This window comes from Bradyrhizobium sp. INPA03-11B (genome assembly GCF_040446015.1).
In the GTDB taxonomy this organism is placed as follows: domain Bacteria; phylum Pseudomonadota; class Alphaproteobacteria; order Rhizobiales; family Xanthobacteraceae; genus Bradyrhizobium; species Bradyrhizobium macuxiense_A.
This window is the reverse complement of sequence record NZ_JASGSR010000005.1, coordinates 1-25,757: the sequence shown is the minus strand read 5'-3', so window position 1 is coordinate 25,757 and position 25,757 is coordinate 1. Positions and strand designations below refer to the sequence as shown.

24 protein-coding genes are annotated in these 25,757 nt (G+C 65.2%); 17 read left to right on the top strand and 7 right to left on the bottom strand.

Translation table 11 applies throughout. The features are described from left to right. Positions 1-45 precede the first annotated feature (45 nt). Positions 46-1,056 carry a polyprenyl synthetase family protein gene (locus QMZ05_RS03130; protein WP_353699438.1) on the bottom strand — a complete coding sequence of 337 codons (1,011 nt, stop codon included), beginning with the start codon at positions 1,054-1,056 and terminating at the stop codon, positions 46-48. Positions 1,057-1,191: 135 nt separating this feature from the next. Here QMZ05_RS03130 and QMZ05_RS03125 point away from each other — a divergent pair, with 135 nt between their 5' ends. The 9 genes from QMZ05_RS03125 (at position 1,192) to QMZ05_RS03085 (ending at position 9,292) form a co-directional block, all read left to right on the top strand. Continuing rightward, a complete protein-coding gene (locus tag QMZ05_RS03125) occupies positions 1,192-1,419 on the top strand; it encodes a DUF2007 domain-containing protein (RefSeq protein ID WP_026193157.1) in 228 nt (75 codons plus the stop codon). After that, on the top strand, positions 1,412-2,239 hold the full coding sequence (locus tag QMZ05_RS03120) for a methyltransferase (protein WP_353699437.1): 828 nt from the start codon (positions 1,412-1,414) through the stop codon (positions 2,237-2,239). Before QMZ05_RS03125 ends, QMZ05_RS03120 begins: the two co-directional genes overlap by 8 nt. Positions 2,240-2,482: 243 nt before the next feature. Further along, the gene (locus QMZ05_RS03115; protein ID WP_353699436.1) at positions 2,483-3,418 is read left to right on the top strand and encodes a S49 family peptidase; all 936 of its coding nucleotides are present in this window, start codon (positions 2,483-2,485) and stop codon (positions 3,416-3,418) included. 115 nt (positions 3,419-3,533) lie between these two features. After that, positions 3,534-3,725, top strand: coding sequence for a hypothetical protein (locus QMZ05_RS03110; RefSeq protein WP_021080015.1), 192 nt, complete (start codon positions 3,534-3,536; stop codon positions 3,723-3,725). A 178-nt stretch (positions 3,726-3,903) separates the two neighbouring features. Beyond that, complete coding sequence (locus QMZ05_RS03105) at positions 3,904-4,851, top strand: glycine--tRNA ligase subunit alpha (protein WP_353699435.1); 948 nt, start codon at positions 3,904-3,906, stop codon at positions 4,849-4,851. Continuing rightward, a complete protein-coding gene (gene glyS / locus QMZ05_RS03100; RefSeq protein ID WP_353699434.1) occupies positions 4,851-7,085 on the top strand; it encodes a glycine--tRNA ligase subunit beta in 2,235 nt (744 codons plus the stop codon). Before QMZ05_RS03105 ends, glyS begins: the two co-directional genes overlap by 1 nt. 3 nt (positions 7,086-7,088) lie before the next feature. Continuing rightward, on the top strand, positions 7,089-7,682 hold the full coding sequence (locus tag QMZ05_RS03095; protein ID WP_353699433.1) for a class I SAM-dependent methyltransferase: 594 nt from the start codon (positions 7,089-7,091) through the stop codon (positions 7,680-7,682). Positions 7,683-7,684: 2 nt separating this feature from the next. Further along, positions 7,685-8,056, top strand: a complete 372-nt coding sequence (locus QMZ05_RS03090; RefSeq protein WP_353699432.1) for a GFA family protein — start codon at positions 7,685-7,687, stop codon at positions 8,054-8,056. Between the two features lie 135 nt (positions 8,057-8,191). Then, complete coding sequence (locus tag QMZ05_RS03085; RefSeq protein WP_353699431.1) at positions 8,192-9,292, top strand: hypothetical protein; 1,101 nt, start codon at positions 8,192-8,194, stop codon at positions 9,290-9,292. A gap of 142 nt (positions 9,293-9,434) precedes the next feature. On the opposite strand, the gene QMZ05_RS03080 is transcribed toward QMZ05_RS03085, so the two are convergent. After that, positions 9,435-9,794, bottom strand: coding sequence for a DUF1236 domain-containing protein (locus QMZ05_RS03080; protein WP_146990778.1), 360 nt, complete (start codon positions 9,792-9,794; stop codon positions 9,435-9,437). A 233-nt stretch (positions 9,795-10,027) separates the two neighbouring features. On the opposite strand from QMZ05_RS03080, the gene QMZ05_RS03075 reads away from it, so the two are divergent. From QMZ05_RS03075 to QMZ05_RS03045, 7 genes are all read left to right on the top strand, one after another. Continuing rightward, entirely contained in the window at positions 10,028-10,183 is a 156-nt protein-coding gene (locus tag QMZ05_RS03075) for a DUF3096 domain-containing protein (protein WP_021080009.1), read from the top strand. A gap of 91 nt (positions 10,184-10,274) precedes the next feature. Then, on the top strand, positions 10,275-13,196 hold the full coding sequence (gene ppdK, locus QMZ05_RS03070) for a pyruvate, phosphate dikinase (RefSeq protein WP_353699430.1): 2,922 nt from the start codon (positions 10,275-10,277) through the stop codon (positions 13,194-13,196). Between the two features lie 593 nt (positions 13,197-13,789). Beyond that, positions 13,790-15,286 (top strand): cell wall hydrolase, encoded by a 1,497-nt coding sequence (locus tag QMZ05_RS03065; protein ID WP_353699429.1) that lies wholly within the window; start codon positions 13,790-13,792, stop codon positions 15,284-15,286. A 190-nt stretch (positions 15,287-15,476) separates the two neighbouring features. After that, positions 15,477-16,721, top strand: coding sequence for an MFS transporter (locus tag QMZ05_RS03060; RefSeq protein WP_353699428.1), 1,245 nt, complete (start codon positions 15,477-15,479; stop codon positions 16,719-16,721). A gap of 102 nt (positions 16,722-16,823) precedes the next feature. Then, the gene (locus QMZ05_RS03055) at positions 16,824-17,810 is read left to right on the top strand and encodes an MDR family oxidoreductase (RefSeq protein WP_074129775.1); all 987 of its coding nucleotides are present in this window, start codon (positions 16,824-16,826) and stop codon (positions 17,808-17,810) included. Positions 17,811-17,997: 187 nt separating this feature from the next. Next, entirely contained in the window at positions 17,998-18,576 is a 579-nt protein-coding gene (locus QMZ05_RS03050) for a hypothetical protein (protein ID WP_021080004.1), read from the top strand. A gap of 263 nt (positions 18,577-18,839) precedes the next feature. Further along, entirely contained in the window at positions 18,840-19,073 is a 234-nt protein-coding gene (locus tag QMZ05_RS03045) for a hypothetical protein (protein ID WP_024579958.1), read from the top strand. Positions 19,074-19,100: 27 nt separating this feature from the next. On the opposite strand, the gene QMZ05_RS03040 is transcribed toward QMZ05_RS03045, so the two are convergent. The 5 genes from QMZ05_RS03040 to QMZ05_RS03020 all read right to left on the bottom strand — a co-directional run bounded on the left by QMZ05_RS03040 (position 19,101) and on the right by QMZ05_RS03020 (position 24,659). Beyond that, complete coding sequence (locus QMZ05_RS03040) at positions 19,101-21,806, bottom strand: DUF2339 domain-containing protein (protein WP_353699427.1); 2,706 nt, start codon at positions 21,804-21,806, stop codon at positions 19,101-19,103. 110 nt (positions 21,807-21,916) lie between these two features. Continuing rightward, entirely contained in the window at positions 21,917-22,423 is a 507-nt protein-coding gene (locus QMZ05_RS03035; RefSeq protein WP_074132142.1) for a protein-tyrosine phosphatase family protein, read from the bottom strand. Between the two features lie 123 nt (positions 22,424-22,546). Then, complete coding sequence (locus tag QMZ05_RS03030; RefSeq protein WP_353699426.1) at positions 22,547-23,158, bottom strand: HD family hydrolase; 612 nt, start codon at positions 23,156-23,158, stop codon at positions 22,547-22,549. Next, the gene (locus QMZ05_RS03025; RefSeq protein WP_353699425.1) at positions 23,155-23,781 is read right to left on the bottom strand and encodes a DNA-3-methyladenine glycosylase I; all 627 of its coding nucleotides are present in this window, start codon (positions 23,779-23,781) and stop codon (positions 23,155-23,157) included. The genes QMZ05_RS03030 and QMZ05_RS03025 overlap by 4 nt, the downstream gene beginning before the upstream one ends. Next, entirely contained in the window at positions 23,778-24,659 is an 882-nt protein-coding gene (locus QMZ05_RS03020) for a folate-binding protein YgfZ (protein WP_353699424.1), read from the bottom strand. The genes QMZ05_RS03025 and QMZ05_RS03020 overlap by 4 nt, the downstream gene beginning before the upstream one ends. Positions 24,660-24,788: 129 nt before the next feature. On the opposite strand from QMZ05_RS03020, the gene QMZ05_RS03015 reads away from it, so the two are divergent. Continuing rightward, on the top strand, positions 24,789-25,757 hold a 969-nt coding region (locus tag QMZ05_RS03015; protein WP_353699423.1), incomplete at its 3' end, for a dihydroorotase.

Sequence of the window (25,757 nt, the reverse complement as noted above, 5' to 3'; positions counted from 1 at the left end):
GCCGGGACGACACCGTTCATGCGGCGGCGGTTTGGCTGGCGAAGCTCAGTGCGATCTTGCCAGGCAGAACGCCACGACCTCTTCCAGCGCCGTCTTCATCGGCGAGGGCGGGAACAGGGCCAGCGCGTCGACTGCCATCGCGCCGTAGTGCTGGGCGCGGCTGATGGTGTCCTCGAGGGCGCGGTGCTTGGTCATCAGGCCGATCGCGTGGTCGAGATCGGCCTCTCCGATCTCGCCGCGCTCGAGCGCGCGGATCCAGAACTTGCGCTCGGTATCGTTGCCGCGGCGGAAGGCGAGCACCACCGGCAGCGTGATCTTGCCCTCGCGGAAATCGTCGCCGACATTCTTGCCGAGTTTTGCGGATTTGCCACCATAGTCCAGCACGTCGTCGACGAGCTGGAAGGCGATGCCGAGATTCATGCCGACCGAGCGGCAGGCGGTCTGCTCGGCCTTGGGGCGGTTGGCGATCACCGGGCCGACCTCGCAGGCGGCGGCGAACAGCTCCGCGGTCTTGCCCCTGATCACGGCGAGATATTCGTCCTCGGTGGTCGCGGTGTTCTTGGCGGCGGCAAGCTGCATCACCTCGCCCTCGGCGATGGTGGCGGCGGCCGCCGACAGAATGTCGAGCGCGCGCAGCGAGCCGACCTCGACCATCATCCGGAACGCCTGGCCGAGCAGGAAGTCGCCGACCAGCACGCTGGCCTCGTTGCCCCACAGCATCCGCGCGGACAATTTGCCGCGGCGCAGTTCGCTCTCGTCGACCACGTCGTCATGCAGCAGGGTCGCGGTGTGCATGAACTCGACCGCGGCGGCGAGCTTGATATGGCCGTCGCCGGAGTATTCCGACAGCTGGGCCATCGCCAGGGTCAGCATCGGGCGCAGCCGCTTGCCCCCGGAGGAGATCAAATGATTGGCGACCTCGGGAATCATGGTGACCTCGGAGCCGGTCCGCGAAATGATGGTCGCGTTGACGCGCTCCATGTCGGCGGCGACAAGTCCCACCAGCCCGTCGATCGAAGCATTGGACGGGCTTTCGAAGGGTACAATAACCGCCACGCTGGTCTCCAATTTTGCCGAATACGCATTATGCTCAGCTATAACAATAGAAACTGCGCGGTGCAGCGGCAAGGCCTCGAAGCTGTTGACATGTGAGGCATTCGCTGCACTGCCGGGGCGACAGGAGAGCGTATTTTGCGGGAATTGGTACGGACCAATGACATGGTGCTGGTCTCCGCCATTGGCGCGCTGCTCGACAGCGCTAACATCCACCATTTGGTGCTGGACCAGAACATGAGCATCATCGAGGGCTCGCTCGGCGTGCTGCCGCGGCGGATCCTGGTGCACGAGGACGACAACCACGAGGCCCGCCAGCTCCTGACCGACGCCGGCCTCGGCCACGAATTGCGGGCCGATGACTAGAGCGTTTTCAAGCGAAGTGGGCCCCGGTTCGCGTGAAGAAAACGCGTCAAAAAAGCAGTCGCCGGCTGCCGAGATCACCGAAGACGGATTCCTCGGCGGGCAATTGCGCATCCGGCAACCCCGCAGCGGCCACCGTGCCGGCCATGACGCGATCCTGCTGGCCGCGGCGACGCCGGCCCGGTCAGGCGACCGCGTCGTCGATCTCGGCGCTGGCGTCGGCGCCGCCGGGCTTGCGGTGGCGCGGCGGGTGAGGGGGATCGACCTCGTCCTGGTCGAGATCGACCCTGCAATGGCCGAGCTTGCTCGGAATAACGCCGGCGCCAACGCGATCATGGCCGACGTGATCGTGCTCGACGTCGAGGCCGGCGCCGCAGCCTTCGAGCATGCCGGCCTCGCGTCCGACAGCGCCGATGTCGTGCTGATGAACCCGCCGTTCAACGATGCGTCGCGGCACCGTGCCTCCCCGGACGGCGTCCGCCAGCGCGCCCATGTCGCGACCGCGACCACGCTTGCGGCCTGGGTCCATGCGGCGCGGCGGATTCTCAAGTCGAACGGGCAGCTTGCGATGATCTGGCGGGCCGACGGGATTGCCGACGTGCTGGCGGCGCTGGACCGCGGCTTCGGCAGCCTCGAATTGCTGCCGGTTCATGGTGACGGGATGTCGCCTGCGATCCGAATCCTGGTGCGGGCCACCAAGGGTGGCCGGGCGCCGACGCGGCTCCATGCCGCGCTGTTGCTCAATGAAGAGTCAGGTGTGCCCAATAAATGGGTGCAGGAGATCTTGGCTGGAAAGGGAGAATTGCCGCTGGCGCGGCGCTGACGGGCAGGTGGGGCTGCCCGAGTCACTGGCACTAAATCACTGCGAAGCCGTTTCCGACTGGCGTTCCGGCCTTGATGTGAAGCGGATCGCCGTCAGGAGCGTACCGATCAGCATAATCAGCAGATAGATCTTCATGAGTCCCTCTCCGCCGCGAATTGCAACCCCGATGACAAAATGCAAAACGCGTTCCACGGAATCCAATGACAGTGGCGTGATAAAAAGTGGTTAATCCGAGGTAACGGCATGAGTGAACAAATAAGTGATCGCCAAGGCCATTCCGGAGCACATTCCGGAGGACGTTCGGCAGTGTTCGATCGCGTGCAGGGAATGTTGCCGGCACGTTTCCGGCGCGGCACGGCGGTCGTGCCGGTGGTGCGGCTGTCGGGTGTGATCGGTGCGGTGACGCCGCTGCGGCCCGGCATGACGCTCTCCGGCGTTGCCAAGATGCTGGAGCGCGCCTTTGGCACGCGGAATGCCAAGGCGGTGGCGCTGGTGATCAATTCGCCGGGCGGCTCGCCGGTGCAGTCGCGCCAGATCTATCTGCGCATCCGCCAACTGGCGGCCGAGAAGAAGCTGCCGGTGCTGGTGTTCGTCGAGGACGTCGCGGCCTCCGGCGGCTACATGATCGCCTGCGCGGGCGACGAGATCTATTGCGACCCGTCCTCGATCCTGGGCTCGATCGGCGTGGTCGGCGGCAGCTTCGGCCTCGAGGGGTTGATCAAGAAGATCGGGGTCGAGCGGCGGCTCTATACGGCGGGCGCGCACAAGGCGATGCTCGATCCGTTCCTCCCCGAAAACCCCGACGACGTCGCCCGGCTGAAGTCGATCCAGCGCGAGATCCACGCGATCTTCATCAACCTGGTGAAGCAGAGCCGCGGCGGCCGCCTGAAGGGGCCTGACGACGAGTTGTTCACCGGCGAATACTGGGCGGGCGAGACCGCTATTGGCCTCGGGCTTGCCGACGGCATCGGCGACCTCCGCGCCACGCTGCGGGCCCGCTATGGCGAGAAGGTGCTGACTCCGGTGATCGCGCCCGCCAGCGGCATGCTGTCCGGCCTGCTCGGCCGCAGGGCGCCCGGGGCGGGCTCGATGGCGGCGCTGGACGGGATCGCGAGCTTGCCGGACGATCTGATCTCCGCGGTGGAAACACGGGCAATTTGGGCCAGATTCGGGCTGTGAACACGGGGATTTGAGCGCGCCATTTAGCCCCAAAACCGCGATTGCGGCGCAGGCCGCCTTGCGCGACAATGAGGCCATTGGGGGCCTGACAGACGTGAACGACAAGGATCGACCGATGCCGCCGCTGATTGCATTCGCAGGCGTCCTGGGTGGCCTGGCCGTGGTCCGCTGGGCATACAAGACGGCCGTCCGGATCAACCAGGAACTGGAAGAGGCGCGATTGTCCCGCGTTGCCGAGGCCTCGCGTGCGAGCGAAATCAAGACCCTGCGCCGGGACCCCGTGACCGGGGCATATCGCCCGGGCTAGCCACTCATGTCATTCCGGGGCGATGCGTCAGCATCGAACCCGGAATCTCGAGATTCCGGGTCTGGTCCTTCGGACCATCCCGGAATGACGAACGCCACCCCCATCGCCTTGATTCCATTGGCCGCCGCCGATACGGTCCCGCGCGTTTTCACACCCCCTCGCGAGATCGATTCCAACGATGGACGCCCTGCCTGACCACATGCGCCCGGAACGTTCGTTCCAGGGCTTCATCCTGGCCCTCCAGCGATTCTGGGCCGAGCAGGGCTGCGTCATCCTGCAGCCCTACGACATGGAAATGGGCGCCGGCACCTTCCATCCCGCGACCACGCTGCGCGCGCTCGGGCCAAAGCCCTGGAACGCGGCCTATGTGCAGCCCTCGCGGCGGCCGAAGGACGGCCGCTACGGCGAAAATCCCAACCGGATGCAGCACTACTACCAGTTCCAGGTGATCATGAAGCCGTCGCCGCCGAACCTTCAGGACCTGTACCTGAAGTCGCTGGCCGCGATCGGCATCGATTCGGCCATCCACGACATCCGCTTTGTCGAGGACGATTGGGAGAGCCCAACGCTGGGCGCCTGGGGGCTCGGCTGGGAATGCTGGTGCGACGGCATGGAAGTCTCGCAGTTCACCTACTTCCAGCAGGTCGCCGGCGTCGAATGCGCGCCGGTTGCGGGCGAGCTCACCTACGGGCTCGAGCGGCTCGCGATGTATGTGCAGGGCGTCGACCGCGTCTATGACCTCAACTTCAACGGCCGCGAGGGCGCCGAGAAGGTGACCTATGGCGACGTCTTCCTGCAGGCAGAGCAGGAATATTCGCGGCACAATTTCGAGTACGCCGACACCACGATGCTGTTCGAGCAATTCAAGATGGCGGAAGAGGCCTGCCGCAAATATCTCGCCGCCGGCTGGCAAGAATCTAAGAGCCCGGGCGGCGACAGTAAGGAACATCTGATGGCCTTGCCGGCCTACGACCAGTGCATCAAGGCCAGTCACGTCTTCAACCTGCTCGACGCCCGCGGCGTCATCTCGGTGACCGAGCGGCAGAGCTACATCGCCCGCGTCCGCGATTTGGCGAAGGCCTGCGGCGAGGCTTGGATCCACACTGAAACGGGCAGGGCGGTCTGATGCCCGATCTTCTCCTCGAACTGTTCTCTGAAGAAATTCCCGCCCGCATGCAGGCCAAGGCCGCGGACGACCTGCGCCGCATGGTGACCGACAAGCTCGTCGCCGAAGGCCTCGTCTATGAGGGCGCCAAGGCGTTCGCGACCCCGCGACGCCTGGCGCTGACCGTGCACGGCATCCCTGCACGCCAGCCCGACCTGAAGACGGAGCGTCGCGGCCCGAAGATCGGCGCCCCGGATGCGGCGGTGCAGGGCTTTCTGAAAGCGACCGGCCTCAAGTCGCTGGATGAAGCAAAGATCCAGAAGGATGCGAAGGGCGACTTCTACATCGCGCTGATCGAAAAGCCGGGCAGCGCTGCGATCGACGTCATCGCCGAAATCCTGCCAGCGATCATCCGCACCTTCCCCTGGCCCAAATCGATGCGCTGGGGCGCGCGCTCGGCCAAGTCTGGCTCGCTGACCTGGGTGCGCCCGCTGCACGCCATCACCGCGACCTTCGGTCTTGAGACCGAGGAGCCCGATATCGTCAAGTTCTCGGTCGACGGCATCGAGGCCGGGCAGACCACCTATGGCCATCGCTTCATGGCGCCGGGTGCGATTTCGGTGCGGCGCTTCGAGGATTACGAAGCCAAGCTGAAGGCCGCCAAGGTCATCCTCGATCCGCAGGCGCGCAAGGACATCATCGTCGAGGACGCCAAGGAGCTGGCGTTCGCGCAGGGCCTCGAGCTGGTCGAGGACCAGGTGCTGGTCGACGAAGTCTCCGGCCTCGTCGAATGGCCTGTGGTGATGATGGGATCGTTCGAGAAGGAATTCCTGTCGATCCCGGATGAGGTGATCCGCGCCACCATCCGCAACAACCAGAAGTGCTTCGTGGTCAGGGATCCCAAGACGGGGAAATTGACCAACAAGTTCGTGCTGACCGCCAACATCGAGGCGCCGGACGGCGGCAAGACCATCGTCGCCGGCAATGAGCGCGTGATCCGCCCGCGGCTGAGCGACGCGAAGTTCTTCTACGAGACCGACCTGAAGACCAGGCTGGAAGATCGGCTGCCGAAATTCGAGCAGATCGTGTTCCACGAGAAGCTCGGGACGCAGGCTGCGCGCATCAGGCGTATTCAGGATCTCGCAGTCGAGATTGCGCCGTGGGTTGGCGCGGATCAAACGAAATCTGCGCGTGCGGCCCAGTTGGCAAAAACGGACCTCCTCACGGAAGTCGTTGGTGAGTTCCCTGAGTTGCAGGGGCTGATGGGTAAATATTACGCCGAAGCTCAGGGGGAGGAAGGCTCTGTGGCTGCCGCGTGCGAAGAGCACTACAAGCCACAGGGACCGTCTGATCGTGTGCCGACGAATCCCGTAAGCGTTGCTGTTGCGCTGGCTGACAAAATCGACACCTTGGTTGGATTCTGGGAAATCAACGAGAAGCCGACCGGATCGAAAGACCCATTCGCTCTCCGAAGAGCAGCTTTAGGCGTAATCAGACTCTTGATCGAGAATTCGGTTCGCATGCCCTTGCGAGGGCCGATCTCGCGCGCGGCATTCTTAGTTTGGTCCGACCTCGGAAATGCAAAGACACTGGACATCGTCGGTCGGGTTCGTGATGTCTCTCGGTACGTCAACTACAGCGGTAACTTGACGATTGACGCTCGAGCCCTAGCCGATGAGGGCATCAGTCTGCCGCTTGCTGACCTTAACGAAAAACTTAATAGCCTTGGACGGGATTTACTTGGCTTCTTCGCCGACCGCCTCAAGGTTCAGCTCCGCGACCAGGGTGCCCGTCACGATCTCGTCGATGCCGTGTTCTCGCTCGGTGGCCAGGACGATCTGTTGCTCGTCGTCCGCCGCGTCGAGGCGCTTGGCAAGTTCCTCGACAGCGACGACGGCAAGAACCTGCTCGCAGGCACCAAGCGCGCCAGCAACATCCTCGCCATCGAGGAGAAGAAGGACAAGCGGACCTTCGATGGCGCACCCGATGCCGCGCTCTACAAGCTTGATGAGGAGAAGGCGCTGGCTGCGGCGATCGAGCAGGTGAAGGCCGAGGCCTCCACTGCGGTTGCCAAGGAAGACTTCGCCGCCGCGATGAGCGCGATGGCCAAGCTGCGTCCGGCGGTCGATGCGTTCTTCGACAAGGTCAAGGTCAACGACGACGATCCGAAGGTCCGCGAAAATCGCCTGAAGCTGCTCAACGAGATCCGCGCCGCGACCCGTGCGGTGGCGGATTTCTCCAGGATCGAAGGCTGACCGATGGACCGCGCAACGCTCGCCGCTTACGACAAGGAGGCGGCGGCGTTTGCGCAGGACTGGCACGACCAGCCGGCGCCAACCGATCTGCAGGAGATCGTCGGGCAATTCTTCATCAAGGGCGGCGCAACCGCCGATATCGGCTGCGGCAGCGGCCGCGAGGTCGCCTGGCTCAACGCCAATGGCTTTCCGGCCGAAGGCTATGACGCCTCCGAGGGCCTGCTCGCGGAAGCCCGCGCGCGCTATCCGGCGCTGCGCTTTGCGCGCGCCGAGCTGCCGGAACTCTCAGGGATCGCGGCCAACAGCTTCGACAATGTGCTGTGCGAGACCGTGATCATGCATCTCGATCCCGCGCTGATCGCGCCGTCGGTGCGCCGCATGTTCGAAATCGTGAAGCCCGGCGGCATCTTCTACCTGAGCTGGCGCGTCACCAGAGGCGACGATGCGCGCGATACGCACGGCCGGCTCTATGCCGCCTTCGATACCGCGCTGGTGCGGGCCGAACTGGCGGCGGCCGAATTGCTGCTCGACGCGGAAGTCGTCAGCGCGTCCTCCGGCAAGATCATTCACCGTCTGGTCGCCAGCAAGAGGAGGTGACAATGACGCGGCTTGCGACATGTGCCTGCGGACAGCTTCGCGCGACCTGTCAGGGCGAACCGGCCACGGTCGCGCTGTGCCATTGCCTCGAATGTCAGAAGCGAACCGGCAGTACCTACGGCATCGCGGCCTTCTTCAGCCGCGCCGACGTCGAGCCGCAGGGCGAGGCGCGGCAATACACCAGGCCTGGCGACAGCGGCTCCTCCGTGGTGTTCCATTTCTGCCCGAATTGCGGGTCGTCGGTCTATTGGGAGCCCGCGCGGATGCCCGACCTCGTTGCGGTCGCGGTCGGTGCGTTCGCGGACCCGGATTTTCCGGCGCCTTCCGTCGTGGTCCACAAGCAGCGCCGCCACGGCTGGGTGGCGGACATCTGACGGATCGGGGCGCTTGTTCCGGCGGGGAAATATTTAGACACAATTTGCAATTTGTTAACCATGCCCTGCGAAGGTCGCGCCGGATCAACGATTTCTTAAGAAATCGCCCCTCGCGCCAATGCAGGGACCTCCCCGATGACCTCGATCGGCACCTCGCCCAATCCCTACGCCCAGTATGGCTCGGCCTATGCGCGGGCCGCCGCGACGCCCTCGCTGGCGGCGACGTTGTCGAGTGACGGCACGGCCGGCGACCTTTCGGCGTCCCTGACATCGAGCGCGGCAACCAACCTCACGCTGTCGGATGCCGCCCGCGCGCAGCTCGCCAAGGCGCCGCTACCGGATTTTGCGACTGTTACTAATGATGCGCGCGTCACGCTCGACCGGCTCTACACCGTCGCAGGGGTGAAGAAGCCGATCGTCGACGGCAAGACCACGATCGATCTCTCGACCCTGGATCGCCGCTCGCTGTTTGCGATCTCGACCAACAATGGCGGCAAGTTCACGCCGGACGAGCAGGCGGTTGCCGCGACCGAACTGAAGCAGCGCTTCGACAAGGCCTTGGCGCCGTCGCTGGCGACCACGCGTCTGACCGGCGACTACAGCGTCAGCTACAAGGCGGCGCTCGATTATCTTGATGGCGCCAGCGACGAGGAGAAAGCCACCGCGACCTGGGCCAGCCAGCGCGCCGCGGTGCTCAAGGGTTATCAGGCGACGCAGCAGGATCCGAACAAGGCGCCGACCGGAATTGCCGGTGACCCGGTCGCGGCCGCGCTGGCAGGGACCGCGTCTCCCACGACAGGCAACACGCGCGACTTCTCTAGCGTGGCGAGCGACGTGCGCGCTTTCCTCGACCGGCAGAAGAGCGATGCGGCAAGCCATGGCAAGGAACTGGTCTACGATGCCAGGCGCAAGACCGGACAGCTCGCCGACTTGTCCTCGCTCGACAACCGCTCGCTGTCGGCGATTTCGCTGAACCAGGACAAGAAGTTCTCCGCCGAGGAGACCTTCGCGGCCAAGCAGGAACTCAACACGCGGACGCGCCTTGCGGTGCTCGATGCGCTGAAGCAGAGCCAGTCGGCCGGCGATCCGCGCCAGTTCTCACTTGGCATCCTCAAGCAGTATTCCTCGATGAGCGCGGAGGAGCGCCAGGCGGCCAACTGGACGCAGGATTTCCAGGACGCCGCGATCAAGAGCTACAAGTCGACCTCGACGCTGCTCTCGATCCTGAAATCTTAAGCCGGCGCGACATTCCAACACGACAGAAAAGCCCCGCCCGGTGGGGAGGCCGGGCGGGGCTTTCTGGTCCGGTCGATCTTCGCGCAGATCCGCTTGCGCGGCGCCCGGACTGTTCGTTCAGGCCATCGCGCTGACGTTTGCTCTAGTCGACCACCTGAACGATCCGTCGCGAACGCGGCTCGACCAGAACGGTCTCACCATTCACGACGGTGTAGCGATACGGCGTCGCGCCGAAACGTTGCGGCACGTCGTAATAGGTCACGCCGGCGTCCGGCAGCACGGTGCCGACCACGACGCGATCCGGAATGGTGTAATTCGGTACGCGCTCGCGCACGATGTATTCGCGAAAGGCGGGTCGCTGATCGACTGCAATCCCGCCATCCTCCTCGACTGCAACCGGCGGGCCACCGCGGACAACGCCAACGGTCTGGGCCTGTGCGGCAACAGCCGGCACCGTGATCGCAGCAGCAACGGCTGCAACGGCAAGTATTCTGTTTCGCATGGCTCGCTCCATTCTTTATGGCGCGCGCCGGCCTTCGCCGAAGCGCACGTCGAGCCAATGCATCGGCTGCGGTGATGTTCCGGAAAAACCGCTGTCATATCCGTGGCAATTTGGAGCAATTTTCATGAGTCGCGGGAACCTGTTGCGGTGCCATGCGTCTTGATGTGGGAACCTCCTCAGCGGATAAACTGCCGCTCGATTCGCACCTCCAAAAACTGCCGGAGAAAACTTCAATGACCATCACCGCTGGGCATCTGCCTGCCATCGTGGCGCTGGCTGCAGGCGTCCTGATCCTGATCATGCCGCGGCTCCTCAACTACATCGTCGCGATCTACCTGATCTTCGTTGGCCTCGTCGGAATGGGCCTGCTGCGCTGGCTGCACCTGTAGCGGGAAAGCGGGGTTTCGCGGCTTGCGCGGAACCCCTCAAAATGGTGTAAGGCGCGCATCTTCGACCCCTCCTTCCGGATTGTTGTCTGACATGGCCAAAGCCGTCGCGAAGTCCAAGAAATCTGCTGTGAAAACTGCCGAGAAAACTGCAGCGAAATCAAAGCCCTCCGCCGCGGCCCGCAAGGCTGCTCCGGCGCGCAAGGCATTGAAGAAAAGCGCCCCGAAAGCGGCGCCGAAAGCCGCCCCCAAGCCGGCTGTGAAACCGGCCGCAAAGCCCGTCAGCAAGGCGCCGGCGAAGGCCGTTGCGAAGAAGGCGGCTCCGCCGGCGATCAAGGCCGGCAAGTGGGTCTATACGTTCGGCGACGGCAAGGCCGAGGGCCAGGCGACCCTGCGCGATCTGCTCGGCGGCAAGGGCGCCAACCTCGCGGAAATGGCCAATCTCGGCCTGCCGGTGCCTCCCGGCTTCACCATTCCGACCTCGGTCTGCACCTATTTCTACGACCACGACAAGACGTATCCGAAGGAATTGAAAGCACAGGTTGAGAAGGCGCTCGACTATGTCGGCAAGCTGACCGGCAAGACGTTCGGCGACGCCAAGAACCCGCTGCTGGTCTCGGTGCGTTCGGGCGCGCGCGCCTCGATGCCGGGCATGATGGACACCGTGCTCAATCTCGGCCTCAACGACCGCACGGTCGAAGCGCTTGCCGAACTCTCCGGCGACCGCCGCTTCGCCTATGACAGCTATCGCCGCTTCATCACGATGTATTCGGACGTGGTGCTCGGCTTCGAGCATCATCACTTCGAGGACATCCTCGACACCTTCAAGGACGGCCAGGGCTATTCGCTCGACACCGACCTCACCGGCGACGACTGGGTCGAGCTGGTCGGCAAGTACAAGGAGGCGGTCGCCAAGGAGACCGGTCACGACTTCCCGCAGGATCCGCATGACCAGCTCTGGGGCGCGATCGGCGCGGTGTTCTCATCCTGGATGAACGCGCGCGCGGTGACCTACCGCAAGCTGCATGACATTCCGGAGTCGTGGGGCACCGCTGTCAACGTGCAGGCGATGGTGTTCGGCAACATGGGCGAGACGTCGGCGACCGGCGTTGCGTTCACCCGCAACCCCTCGACCGGCGAGAGCAAGCTGTACGGCGAGTTCCTGATCAATGCACAGGGCGAGGACGTCGTCGCCGGCATCCGCACGCCGCAGGACATCACCGAAGAGGCGCGCCAGGAATCCGGCTCCGACAAGCTGTCGATGGAAGCCGCGATGCCGGTCGCGTTCAAGGAGCTGACGCGGATCTACACGCTGCTCGAGAAGCACTACCGCGACATGCAGGACATGGAGTTCACGGTCGAGCAGGGCAAGCTGTGGATGCTGCAGACCCGCGGCGGCAAGCGCACCGCGAAGGCGGCGCTGCGGATCGCGGTCGAGCTCGCCAATGAAGGCCTGATCTCGCGCAAGGACGCGGTGACCCGGATCGATCCGGCGTCGCTGGACCAGCTGCTGCATCCGACCATCGATCCGGCCGCCAAGCGCGACGTGATCGCGACCGGCCTGCCGGCATCGCCCGGTGCTGCCTCGGGCGAGATCGTGTTCTCGTCGGACGAAGCGGCCAAGCTGCAGGCCGACGGGCGTAAGGTGATCCTGGTCCGCATCGAGACCAGCCCGGAAGACATCCACGGCATGCACGCCGCGGAAGGCATTCTCACCACCCGCGGCGGCATGACCTCGCATGCGGCGGTGGTCGCGCGCGGCATGGGCAAGCCCTGCGTCTCCGGCTGCGGCACCATTCGTGTCGATTACGGCCGCGGCACCATGAGCGTGGGTCAGCGCACCTTCAAGACCGGCGACGTCATCACCATCGACGGCTCGGTCGGGCAGGTGCTGGCCGGCCGCATGCCGATGATCGAGCCGGAATTGTCCGGCGAGTTCGGCACGCTGATGGGCTGGGCCGACGAGGTCCGCAAGCTCGGTGTCCGCGTCAACGGCGACACGCCGGATGATGCGCGCACTGCGGTGAAGTTCGGTGCCGAAGGCATCGGCCTCTGCCGCACCGAGCACATGTTCTTCGAGGAGACCCGCATCCGCACCGTGCGCGAGATGATCCTCTCCGAGGACGAGCAGTCGCGCCGCGCCGCGCTGTCGAAGCTGCTGCCGATGCAGCGCGCCGACTTCGTCGAGCTGTTCGAGATCATGAAGGGCCTGCCCGTCACGATCCGCCTGCTCGATCCGCCGCTGCACGAGTTCCTGCCGCACACCCAGGCCGAGATCGAGGAAGTGGCGCGCGCCATGAACACCGATCCGCGCAAGCTCGCCGACCGCGCCCGCGAACTGTCCGAGTTCAATCCCATGCTCGGCTTCCGCGGCTGCCGTCTCGCGATCGCCTATCCCGAGATCGCCGAGATGCAGGCACGCGCGATCTTCGAGGCCGCCGTCGAAGCCGGCAAGCGCACCGGCAAGCCGGTCGGTCTCGAGGTGATGGTGCCGCTGATCGCGACCAAGGCCGAGTTCGATCTGGTCAAGGCGCGGATCGATGCGACCGCGGGCGCGGTGATGAAGGAAACCGGCGTCAAGCTGACCTACCAGGTCGGCACCATGATCGAGCTGCCGCGCGCCTGCCTGATGGCCGGCGAGGTGGCGGAGACCGCGGAGTTCTTCTCCTTCGGCACCAACGACCTGACGCAGACCACCTACGGCATCAGCCGCGACGACGCCGCGAGCTTCCTCGGCACCTATGTCGCCAAGGGCATCCTCGAGATCGACCCGTTCATCTCGGTCGATCGCGACGGCGTCGGCGAGCTGGTCAAGATCGGCGTCACCCGCGGCCGCAAGACCCGGCCGAACCTCAAGGTCGGCATCTGCGGCGAGCATGGCGGCGATCCCGCCTCGGTCGCGTTCTGCCACGAGGTCGGGCTCGACTACGTCTCATGCTCGCCCTATCGCGTGCCGATCGCGCGTCTCGCCGCCGCACAGGCCGCGCTCGGCAAGGAGATCGCCAGCCAGGCGTAAGCAACGCAGTTCAGAAAGCGCAATGGCCGGGACCAAGTCCCGGCCATTTTGTTTGATGCGTGCGCAGTTCGTAGGATGGGTGGAGCGAAGCGATACCCATCATTTGCGTCGGCTTGAAGAGATGATGGGTATCGCTGCGCTCCACCCATCCTACGCGCCTCTCCGCCGTCATCGCCCGGCTTGACCGGGCGATCCAGTACGCCGCGACCTCTCGGCTCATGCACTGCTGCCTCTGGAATACTGGATCACCCGCTTTCGCGGGTGATGACAGCGGCTATGCGGAGCAATGGATTGCTTCCGCCTTCGCCAAGGCTCGGCGGACAAGTCGTCGCTTCGCTCCTAGCAATGACGGGTGAGGGACGGGTAACGTCTCGTTCACCATCTTCGTTGACCTGTCGTTTACGACTTTCATGCGCTGCGCATTTACCAACGCGCGCGATGCAGCGCGCGACATGTGCGCGATCGCTTGAGTGTAGCGCGCGGGCAACGCCGATTAACTCCGCGGCAACCTAAACAAGTTAGCAACGGGAAAGGTCGAATTGCGCGGATGTACCGCGTTCGATTGCACTCAGTAAGCGTTGCGTGAGCGTACGATGTTTGTGTCGCGTAACCAGCCGAAGGGCGCACGGCTCGCGCTCTTCGGTCTTGGTCTTGGCATCTTCGCACTGATGCCGACCGAGCTCGGATATCAGGATATTGCCTCGCTCCTGGCCCGGCAGCCCGGCGTCGCCGAGCGCTGGCAGAAGCGCGTCTTCGCCTCCGCGGTCGGCTCCATCCAGGTTGCGACCTACAGCTTCGGCCGTCCGATCGGAACCTCCGCGCCGCAGGATCCGCAAATCCTGCTCGCGCGGCTGGACAGCTCAAGCGCTGACATCACCGGCGCCGTGACGCGCAATCCGATCACCACGCCACCGCCGCGCTACCAGGCATCGGATTTTCCCAAAGTCGATCGCACTTTGAAGGGCGATCGACTCGCCGTCAGGCGGCCCGACCAGGTTGATCCCGCAGAGCCCGCAAACCCGGCGCCGGCGAACGAGGATCCCGCGACGTCGAATTCGTCGGTCAAGGGCATGAAGACCGCGACCGCAACGAGTGGCAGCCCACCTGCGGACAACGCGCCGCTCGATCCCGAATTGCAGGAGGCGCTGCGTGCGCCGCCGCTGCCGCAATATGCCAAGCCGTCGCCGCAGCAATACGACGTGTCGATGTCGCTCGAGGCCAACCCGCTCGACGATATGAAGCCTGCGCCCGCGAAATCCGCTGCTGCGCCGCCTGTCGATGCAACGCACGAGCGCGACCCGTTCGCATTCAAGACCGCCAGCCTGTTCTTCGGCTCGTCGCTCGGCACGCCCGAAAATCTCGAGCGCTGGCAGCCCGGCGAGGCGCCGGTCGTCGTGGCGCCCGCAGCGCAGCCCGATCCCGACATGAAGGTGATGGCGTCACTGCCGGTCGATGCCGACGGCCCGGTCAAGGCCGGCGAGATGGGCGAGAGCATCGCGCCGAAGGGCGAAGTCAATGCCGACGACCAGCACGGCAAGACGCCGGCGGAGCGGCTCGGCCTGTTCGACGAGAAGTCGCGCGCCAAGTCGGAGAAGTGCCTCGCCGAGGCGGTCTATTTCGAAGCGCGCGGCGAAGCGGTGCGCGGCCAGATCGCAGTCGCCCAGGTGGTGCTGAACCGCGCCTTCTCCGGCAAGTATCCTGAGACGGTGTGCGGCGTGGTCTACCAGAACAAGAACCGCCATTACGCCTGCCAGTTCACCTTCGCCTGCGACAACATCCCCGACGTCGTCCGCGAGCCCGACATGTGGGACCGCGCCAAGAAGATCGCGAAGGCGATGCTCGACGGCAAATTGTGGCTGCCGGAAGTCGATCGCTCGACCCACTACCACGCCTATTGGGTGCGGCCGTCCTGGGTCAGCGAAATGAAGAAGATGTACAAGTTCGGCGTCCACACCTTCTATCGCCCGCGCGCCTGGGGCGACGGTAGCGATGCGCCGAGCTGGGGCAGCGCGGCCGAGACCGCCAAGATCTCGGCGCAGCTCGCCGAGGCCGCCCAGAGCTCGGCCGAACAGGCCAGCACCAAGCGGTAGGCCGGTCGCTTCCCTGTTCCGGGTTAGCCATGCCCCGGAATGACGCTCATCATCCTCTCGGATTCTGCAGGGCAGCTCTGCAGGCGAATATTTTTCTCCCGCCCCCTCTTGGGGTTTTCATGCAACTGCATTAACTCCCGGTAACGTTGGGCGGGGCGGTTCCCCCGCAACAGTTGCGGGGGAAGACAGGATGGCTGTTACGACAGGAGATCTTCGGCCGGCGTCCGGCACGTGGCGCACGCCGCTCGTCATCATCGTCTGCGGCTGCGCGATCGCGTTGCTGAGTTTCGGCCCGCGCTCCAGCCTCGGTTTCTTCGTGCAGCCGATGGGCCGCGAATTCGCCTGGGGCCGCGACGTGTTCGGCCTCGCCATCGCGCTGCAGAACCTGCTGTGGGGTCTCGGCCAGCCGATCGCAGGCGCCATTGCCGACCGCTTCGGGCTGCTGCGCGTCATGATCGTCGGCGCGTTGCTGTACGCCGCCGGCCTGCTGCTGATGCGTTACTCGACCACGTCAGTGTCGCTCGACATCAGCGCCGGCGTGCTGATCGGGTTCGGTCTGTCGGGGTCGTCGTTCAATCTCGTCTTGGCGGCCTTCAGCAAGCTGTTGCCGCCCGAGCGGCGCGGCATCGCGCTCGGCGCCGGCACCGCCGCCGGCTCGTTCGGCCAGTTCCTGTTTGCGCCGTTCGGCGTCGCCATGATCGACAATTTCGGCTGGCAGACTGCGCTGGTCGTGTTCAGCGCGCTGATGCTGTTGATCCTGCCGCTCTCGCTCGCGCTGGCGACGCCGCCCGCAGAGACCAAGGATGTGGCGCCCGCCGATCAGCAATCGTTCAAAACTGCGCTGGCGGAGGCCTTCGGCCATCGCTCCTACGTCCTGCTGGTGCTCGGCTTCTTCACCTGCGGCTTTCAACTCGCCTTCATCACCATCCATCTGCCCGCCTATCTGGCGGATCGCGGCATTGCGGCGACAACAGGCGGTTGGGTGGTCGCGGCGATCGGCCTGTTCAATATTGTCGGCTCGCTCAGCGTCGGCTGGCTGCAGAACTTCTTTCCGAAGCGCTATTTGCTCTCGATGATCTACCTGTCGCGCGCACTGGCGACGGTCGCCTTCATCTCGTTCCCGGTCACGCCGTTCTCGGCGATCGCATTCGGCGCGGTTTCAGGGCTGCTGTGGCTGTCGAGCGTGCCCCCGACCTCGGCGCTGGTCGCACTGATGTTCGGCACCCGCTGGTTCTCCACCCTCTACGGCTTCGCCTTCGTCAGCCATCAGGTCGGCGGCTTCCTCGGGGTCTGGCTCGGCGGCGTCGTGTTCGAGCAGTTCGGTTCCTACACCCCGATCTGGTGGCTCTCGGTGCTGTTCGGGGTGCTGTCGGCACTGATCAACCTGCCGATCGTCGAGGCGCCGGTCGCCCGCCCGGTTGCGCAGCCCGCCTGATGCTCTTTCAAGTGAGCATGATCTGTCCGGAAAACCGGTTTCCACTTTTCCGGATCATGCTCTAAACACTCCCCGAAACCAGAATTACGGGGAGTGCTCATCGTGGCAACGTTCAAGGCAATCAGGATCGACAAGGCGGACAAGGGTACCACCGCCGCACTGACCCAATTCGACGACGCGGAATTGATGGACGGCGACGTCACCGTCCGCGTCGAATGGTCGACGCTGAACTACAAGGACGGCCTGGCGCTGACCGGCAAGGCTCCGGTGGTGCGCCGCTTTCCGATGATCGCCGGCATCGATTTCGCCGGCACGGTCGAGCAATCCAGCCATCCCGACTGGAAGGCGGGCGACAAGGTCGTCTGCAACGGCTGGGGCATGGGCGAGACCCATCTCGGCGCCTATGCCGAAAAGGCCCGCGTCAAGGGCGACTGGCTGGTCCGGCTGCCTGACGGCATCTCGGCCCGCGACGCGATGGCGGTCGGCACCGCCGGCTATACCGCGATGCTGTCAGTGCTGGCGCTGGAGAAGCATGGTCTGACCCCGAAGAGCGGTCCGATCGTGGTGACGGGCGCGGCCGGCGGCGTCGGCTCGGTCGCGATCGCCGTGCTGTCGAAGCTCGGCTACCACGTCATCGCCTCGACCGGCCGGATGTCGGAGGCCGATTACCTCAAGGGGCTCGGCGCCACCGAGGTGATCGATCGTGCCGAGCTGTCGGGTGCCCCGAAGGCGCTCGCGAAGGAGCGCTGGGCCGGCGGCGTCGACAGCGTCGGATCGACCACGCTCGCCAACCTGCTTTCGATGACCAAATACGGCGGCGCCATCGCGGCCTGCGGTCTGGCGGCCGGCATGGACCTGCCGTCGTCGGTCGCGCCCTTCATTTTGCGGGGTGTGTGCCTTCTCGGCATCGATTCCGTGATGTGCCCGATCGAGCTCCGGAGGACCGCCTGGCAGCGCCTTGCCCGCGATCTGGATAAGGCAAAACTGGCTGATATCACTCATGAAATCGCCTTGGACGATGTCATGGGTTATGGTGCGAAAATCCTCGGTGGCCAGGTCCGCGGGCGGATCGTGGTAAAAATAGTCTGAGGACGTTCAGACTTTACCAACGAAGCTGCTCCAATGTTGCCACTGTTGGTATGGTAAGCAGCGGGTAAAGAGGCTTGCGGCATGATCCCGGGGGGCCGGGTGTCCTCGCGCAGACGCCGAGAAGCGTCGGTAGCGGGGATCATGCTCAACAAGGAGCGGGTGCCCGCGCTCGTAAGTGGAGTAGCTCATGCTTGCGCGTTTGGTGTTGGGGGCCGTCACGGCCGGAGCGATGGTCGTGCCGGCATTCGCAGGCAGTATGAATGCCGATGAGGCCCGCAGATTCGTCGCCGGCAAGGTATTCGCGTTCACCTGTTTCGATGGCACCCGCGGCGCCGGCCGTATCCTCGACGATCTCGGCGCGGCAGGCTCGATCCAGTTCTCCGGCTCCGGCCCGATCCGCCACGTGCGCCTGCCCGGCAATACGCTGCAAATCCGCGGTCAGAGCGTTTGCGCGTCGCTGAAGGGCATTCCGTTCGAACCTTGCTTCAATCTCGACAAGCAGGACGACCGCTCGTTCCGCGGCTCGGTCTCCGGCATGGGCTTCGCCTATTGCGATTTCCATCACCAGGGCGGCCAGCAGATGCTGATGGCGCGCGCAGCGGCGCGTCCGCGCACGCTGCACCCGCGCACCCGATCCGCCGATGCGACGCCGACCGAAGTGTCGCGCGTTGAGACGCCACAGGTCGGAAGCGCGAAGCTGGAGCCGGTCAAGGCCGAGCCCGCAAAGGTCGAGAGCGCACCGGAATTGCGCCGCTCCACCGACTAGAGCCCATTCGTTCCGATTGAATCGGAACGAGGCTCTAGATTCTTGTTTTGACGCGTTTTCTTCACGCGAACCGGTATCCATCCCGCATCAAGTGCGGGACAGGCTTCGCTCGAAAGCGTTCTAACGTCTCATCTGCGCGCTAACGGGAATACGCTCCGAGCCGTAGTCATACGGATGGCGGTCGCCACGCGTTGATAGCTACTCAATACCTAGCGTTCATCGCCGAGAGGCGGGATGGTGGGGACACCGATTTGAGTAGTCATATGGCGCAATATTTTTTCCGCATCAGCGATGGCGATTACGCTGGTGCATCCGATCACGCGACCGAGTTCGAGAGCCGCGACGTGGCCTGGGCCGAGATGACCAAGGTCTGCGGTAATTTCCTCGGCAGCATTTCGCGCAACATGAAGCAGAACAGCGAGTGGCACATGGAACTGCTCGACGAGGGCAGAAAACCGGTATTCCGGATTCGCCTGGTCGCTGAATCCGTCGACTGAGGCTCTCGCCGCTCAGGACAACAAGCTTCAAGCCTCGGTCTGCGGGACAGGCGGAGCGGCCCGCCTGCGGAACAGGATCCGCTGGTACAGCCAGCCGATCGTGACCAGCACGATGCCAAGGCACATGAACGACAGCGCCCGGTAGACACCGGTGAGTGTCGACATGTCGACCAGGAACGCCTTCAGGATCGTCAGCCCGATCACCGCAGCGGAGGCGAGCCGCGCCCGCTGCGAATTGACCACGATGCCGATGCCGAGCAACGCGACGCCAAACATCAGCCACGCGATCGAATAGGTGTACTGCTCCGCGCCCGTGGTCTCGCCGTGCGTCAGCACCGGTCCATGATACAACCTGCGGATTTCGAAGGTGACATAAGCGAGCGCAAGCACCAGCGCACCGGCCGCGATCGTGTTGGCGTAGGCAGTGGGACGATGCCCCGCCACCGCATAGGACAGCAACAGCGCCAGCACAGCCGGCAATGCATAGCCGAGCAGCAGCAGATTGATGAAGCTACCGCCGACGTCCTGCCACCACAACATCGGGTTCTCCAGCCCCAGCAGTCCGAACAGGCTGGCAAGCCCGGCGAAGGCGGTCAGCAGCACCGCGCCGACATTGTGGACGATGCTGCCGCTGCGCAGCCGCAGCCGCTCCAGCCCGATCGCCATCGCAAGCGCCACGCCGACCTGCAAGGCGACCTCGGTCAGCCCCGCGCTGGCGTAGTAGACGTCGCCGCCATTGACCGCGTGGCGGATCTCCATGAAGGCGAGCAGCACCGTGAACAGGATCGCAGCCGACTCGACCATGCGCAGCGGCACGTCGTCGCCGTTGCGGCGCAGGAAATGGCTTCCCGCCCAGAATGACAGCGCCGGAACGCCATAGCCCCACAGCAGCCAGTTGAAGATCGGCGTGGTGCCGACGACATCGCCCGCGATCCGCGGCTCATAGCCGATGCGCAGCACCACGATGCCGGCGAAGATCGCGGCAAGCCAGCGCAGGAACGGGATCGGCCGCTGCACCGACAGCCACGCGGTGCCCATCGACACCAGCGCCAGTGCGATGGTGAGCCAGCCCTTGTCGAGTGCGAAGGTCAGCGCCAGCGCCAGCGAGGCGAGCGCGCCGGTGGCCGCGAGCGCGATCGAGGGCGACAGCTCCGGCCGCTCGCCGCGCCGGGTCAGTGCTTCGGTCGCGGCGCCGTAGGCTGCGGCGAGCAACACGGCCAGAATTGCGAACGGGATCGAACGATCGAGATGCGCGATCCGCGCATAGAGCGCGACCAGCAGCGCGACCGGTGTGAACACGGCTGCCGCGGCCCAGCTCACCGTGATCTTCGTGGTGGCAAAACGGAATTGCGCGAGGAAGCCGGCGATGCCGAAAGCAGCGGCGAACAGCGCAGCCGTGACGAGATGCAGCGAGACCGACCCGTCGGTCGCCGACGAGCCGATCCCGGGGATCGCACCGCCCGGCAGCACCAGCATGTCGACGTTACGGCGCACGGCCCATTCGCCGAACACGATGAAGACGAACGCCGATGCGGCGGCGATCGCGCCAGTCGCGGCGGGTGCTCGCCAGGCCACGGCAAGGCTCGCGGCCGTCAGCAACGCGAAGCCAATCATCGCGGTGTCGGCATGGGCGCTGTTGAGCACGATCAGCATCGCGCCGAACAGATAGGCGGCGAGCGAACCCGACGAGATCGGTTCGATCTCCTCGCCATCGCCGTCGGGGCCGAACATGAAGCCGCAGACCACGAGCAGCGCCGCCAGCACGAAGCCCGCGATGACGTGGAAGACGTGCGGCGCGATCATCTCCGGGCCGCATTGCAGGCAGGGGAAGGTCCACAGCAGCGCGAAGGCGATGGTCGTGACCGCGAGCCAGCGCCACAGCCGGATCCGCGCGAGGCCGAACGCCGCCGCCGTGACGATCGCGAGATAGATGTAGAGCGACCAGAAGTCGGGCTTGTCTGATGAGACCAGGATCGGCGTGACGAAGGCGCCGACGATGCCGAGCCCGGCCAGCGCAGGCCCGTGCAACAGCGCGGCCGCGAGCGTGCCGAGCGCGACCATGCCGAGCAGGATGAAGGCGGTTGCCGGCGCGAGGAAGTCGTACAGCGCATAGGCGGCGTAGACGGTGGCGAACGCCACCGCGGTGCCAGCGGCGGTGAGGATCGCCGGAATGTTGGCGATCGGCAGTGCCGCGACATTCGAGATGCTCTCCTTGCGCCGCGTCCATTCACCGGCGCCGAGCAGCGCCAGTGCAAACAATCCGCCGAGCATCGTGCGCACGCCGGGGCCGAGCAGCCCGGCCTCGATCGAATAGCGCACCATGAAGAAGCCGCCGAGCGCGAGCGTCAGGCCGCCGATCCACACCACCCAGCGGGTGCCGAGGGTCTCCTCGAAGCCGGGGGCCGGCTGTGGCGGAGCGGGCGGTTCTGGCAGCGGCGGTGGGGCGCCGCTTGCAGTCTCCGCACCTGGCTCTGGCTGCGTCGTCGGCTCGCTGGCAGCCGCCTCAGGGAGCGGCGGCGGCGCGATGGGAGATGCCGCCGGAAGCGATTGTTCGAACTCCTGCTGCGGGGCCAGCGGAGGCGGCATGGCCGCGCGCGCGGCGGCCGCACCGGCCGTCTCGATCGCATCCAGCCGGCGTTGCAGCACCGCGATCTGGCCCAGTGCCTTGCGCGAGAAAATGATCGCAACAATGGCGATGACGAGCGTCAGGAAATCGAACGGCGAATCGAACATTGGGCCTCCGGCGGGACGCGCCGGACCATCGGCTGGCCGGCCGTCCGTCGCAACCTAGTAGTGCAGTCGAGGGGACTGGAAGTTCAAGCGATCCGGGCACGCAGCCCGTGCTATTCCAGATCGATGTGGAAAGGCCGGCCTTCGACGCTCATGCTGCCGGGGCCCATCGCATCGAGCGCGCGCAGCATCCGGCCCTCGCGCCCCAGCGCCTTGTCGGCGAGGCTGACGATCAGCCGGTTGGGTGCCGCGATCGGCGAGGCCGCGCGGATCAGCCGGGCGATGGACATTTCGTCGCGGTGCGGATTGAGCGCGCAGACGGTGGCAAATGCGCTCGCGGTCGAGCGGCTGATGCCGGCGTAGCAATGTACCACCATCGGGGCGCGGCGATCCCAGCCGCGCACGAAGCTCAGCACCCGCTCGATATGCGTCTCGTTGGGCGCAACGAATCCGTCCATCTGTTCGACGATGTCGTCCATCGACACTTTCAGGTGGTTGGCCGGAAGCACCGAGGGCGGCCGCTGCACCTGATCGACATTGGCCATCACGGTCAGCACATGGCTGGCGCCGGTGGCACGAACCGTGTCGGAGAGCGCGGCAAGCGAGCAGACGTGAAGCATGATAGTCCTTGGGTATCGGGTGAGCCCGATTATAACGGCTGCTCCCCGGTGGGCAAAGGCGCGGGGCGCCATGCCTGTTGTTCGTTTTGCGGCGCAACCGCGGCAGGTTTCGCGGTGCTGTACCTACGACGCGTGCAATGCCCCGAAGCGTTCGAGGAACTGCTTCTCGGCCCGCGCTGCGGTCCATGGCGTCAGATAGTCGCGCTCGGTCGCCTCGGGCAATTCCGGATCGCGGCCGAACAGCCGCTTGGCTTCGGCTTGCGAGAATCCCGCCAGATGCGTGGCCTCGAGATAGGCGGCGCCGCGATCGGCGGCCTTGATCTGCTGGGTGATGTCGTCCGCCAGCACCGCAGGCAGGCCGAAGCGGATATGGATCGCCGACAGCAGCCGCTTCTCGACGATCTTGTATTCGCCTGCGAGTACCGCCTTGAACGGCGAGATCATGTCGCCGATGACGTATTCCGGTGCGTCGTGCAGCAGCGCGGCGAGACGATGGCTGATGTCGACGCGCGGCGTCTGCTGACGCATCACGGCCTCGACCAGCAGCGTGTGCTGCGCCACCGAGAAGATGTGCGCGCCTGAGGTCTGGCCGTTCCAGCGCGCAACCCGCGCCAGTCCGTGCGCGATGTCGACGATCTCGATATCGAGCGGTGACGGGTCGAGCAGGTCCAGCCGGCGTCCCGACAACATCCGCTGCCAGGCGCGGGTTGTCTCCGTCGATTTACGCGCCGTCATTTCTTCTTGAGCCGCGGCGTGCGGAGCTTGCCGCTGCAAGACTCGTGGCAGAAGCAGGTGACGAGGTGATCGTTGACCATGCCGGTCGCCTGCATGAAGGCGTAGACGATGGTGGGGCCGACGAATTTGAAGCCGCGCGCGCCGAGCTCCTTGGAGACCTTGATCGAGACCGGCGTCGAAGCCGGCACGCTCGCGGTGGTCTTGAACTGATTGACCTTCGGCTTGCCGTCGACGAAGTCCCAGAGGAATTTCGAGAAGCCGGGACCTTTCTCCATGATCTCCAGATAGCCCTTCGCGCTCGCCACCGCGCCCTCGATCTTGGCACGGTTGCGGACGATGCCGGCGTCGTTCATCAGCGCATGCACCTTCTTGTCGGTGTAGCGCGCGATCTTCTCGGGCTGGAAATCGTCGAACGCTTTGCGGAAATTGTCGCGCTTGCGCAGGATCGTGATCCAGGACAGGCCGGCCTGGAAGCCGTCGAGGATCAGCTTTTCATAGAGCGCGCGGTCGTCATATTCCGGCACACCCCATTCATTGTCGTGATAGGCGACGTAAAACGCGTCCTCGCCCGGCCACGGGCAGCGCGTCTTGCCGTCGGGATGCAGTTGCGCGGTACGGCTCATGCGACGGTCTGCTTGGGTGTGATGCGGACAGCGTCCGGCTCGGCGAGATGAAGCGACAGCCCGCCCGCGGTCAGCGCGAGGCCCGCGTCGAGCGCATCGGCGACACGGTCGATGCGCACCAGCGCGAGGCCTTTCTCGCCGGCGGTCGAGCCGATGGTGCCGACCTGCTTGTCGCCGGCGAGGATGGTTGCGCCGGCTTCGGGCGAGGGGCCGTCGAGAATGATCTTCACCGTGCGGGTGCGCGCGGTGCCGCGGTGCTGCATGCGCGACACCACCTCCTGGCCGACATAGCAGCCCTTGTCGAAATCGACGCCGTTGAGGCGGTCCATGTTGGTCTCGTGCGGGAAGGCGTCGCCATACATGAAGTCGAGCCCGCCGCGCGGCACGCCGCTCGCGATCCGATGCGCCTCATAGGCGCTGGAGTCGACGAGATCGGCGCCGATCAGATCAGCGAGTTTCTGCTTCAAATCTTCCGGGATCAGGATGCGCCAGCCGAGCGCCGGGGTGCGCGGATCGGCGAAAGCGAGATCGGGGATCGCCGCCGGTTCGCCATCCCAGGCCGCCAGCACACCGAGGCTGTCGGAGAGGTTTTCCACCACGACCTTGGCGCGCAGCTTGTAGAAGCTGAGCTTGTCGGCGAGCCCCTTGGCGAGCGCACGCGGTGCGTCGATTAGGAAGCCGCCGCCATGGCCTGTGGGTATCTCGGTGATCAGGAAGTCGACGATGATCTTGCCCTGCGGTGTCAGCAGCGCGCCGAACCGGGCCTGCCCCGGGGCCAGCTGCTCGACGTCGGTCGTGATGAGGCCGTTGAGGAAGTTGCGGGCGTCCTCGCCAGAGACTTTGACCACGCCCCGATCTGGAAGAAACGCTGCTTTCATTCGCAAATTTGGCTCTTTTTCCAAGTTCCTTGGGAAACGCGGTCCTCGCGGATATCCCCTGCCAAGCTAAGGCGCTAGAGTGCCCCGAACAAGGCCCGCGCGACAGCCGAAAGCGGGCGCCGAGGACCGATGAATCAGCATTTTGACACCATTCTAAAATCCGGCACCGTGGTCAATCAGGACGGCGAGGGCGTGCGCGATATCGGCGTCACGAATGGCCGCATCGCCGCGATCGGCTCGCTTGGCCAAGCCTCGGCCGGCGAGGTGATCGACTGCAAGGGCCTGCACATCCTGCCCGGCGTGATGGACACCCAGGTGCATTTCCGCGAGCCCGGCTTGACGCAGAAGGAAGATCTCGAGACCGGCTCGCGCAGCGCCGTGATGGGCGGCGTCACCGCTGTGTTCGAGATGCCGAACACCAATCCGCTGACGGTCACCGAGGAAGCATTCACCGACAAGATCAAGCGCGGCCACCATCGCATGCATTGCGATTTCGCGTTCTTCATCGGCGGCACCCGCGAGAACGTGCAGGACCTGCCGGAGCTCGAGCGCGCGCCGGGCTGCGCCGGCGTCAAGGTGTTCATCGGCTCCTCCACCGGCGCGCTCTTGGTCGAGGACGACGAGAGCCTGCGGCGGATCTTTAAGGTGATCCGGCGCCGCGCCGCGTTCCACGCCGAGGACGAATACCGCCTCAACGAGCGCAAGCCGCTGCGGATCGAGGGCGATCCGCGCTCGCATCCGGTGTGGCGCGACGAGACCGCAGCCCTGATGGCGACCGAGCGCCTGGTCAATCTCGCGCGCGAGACCGGCAAGCGCATTCACGTGCTGCACATCTCGACCAAGGAAGAGATCCTCTATCTGCGCGACCACAAGGATGTCGCCTCCTGCGAGGCGACGCCGCATCACCTGACGATGGCCGCGCCGGAATGCTACGAGCGGCTCGGCACGCTCGCCCAGATGAACCCGCCGGTGCGCTCGGCCGATCACCGTGCCGGCATCTGGTACGGCATCGAGCAGGGCATCATCGACGTGCTCGGCTCGGACCACGCGCCGCATACGCTGGAGGAGAAGGCGAAGACCTATCCGGCTTCGCCGTCG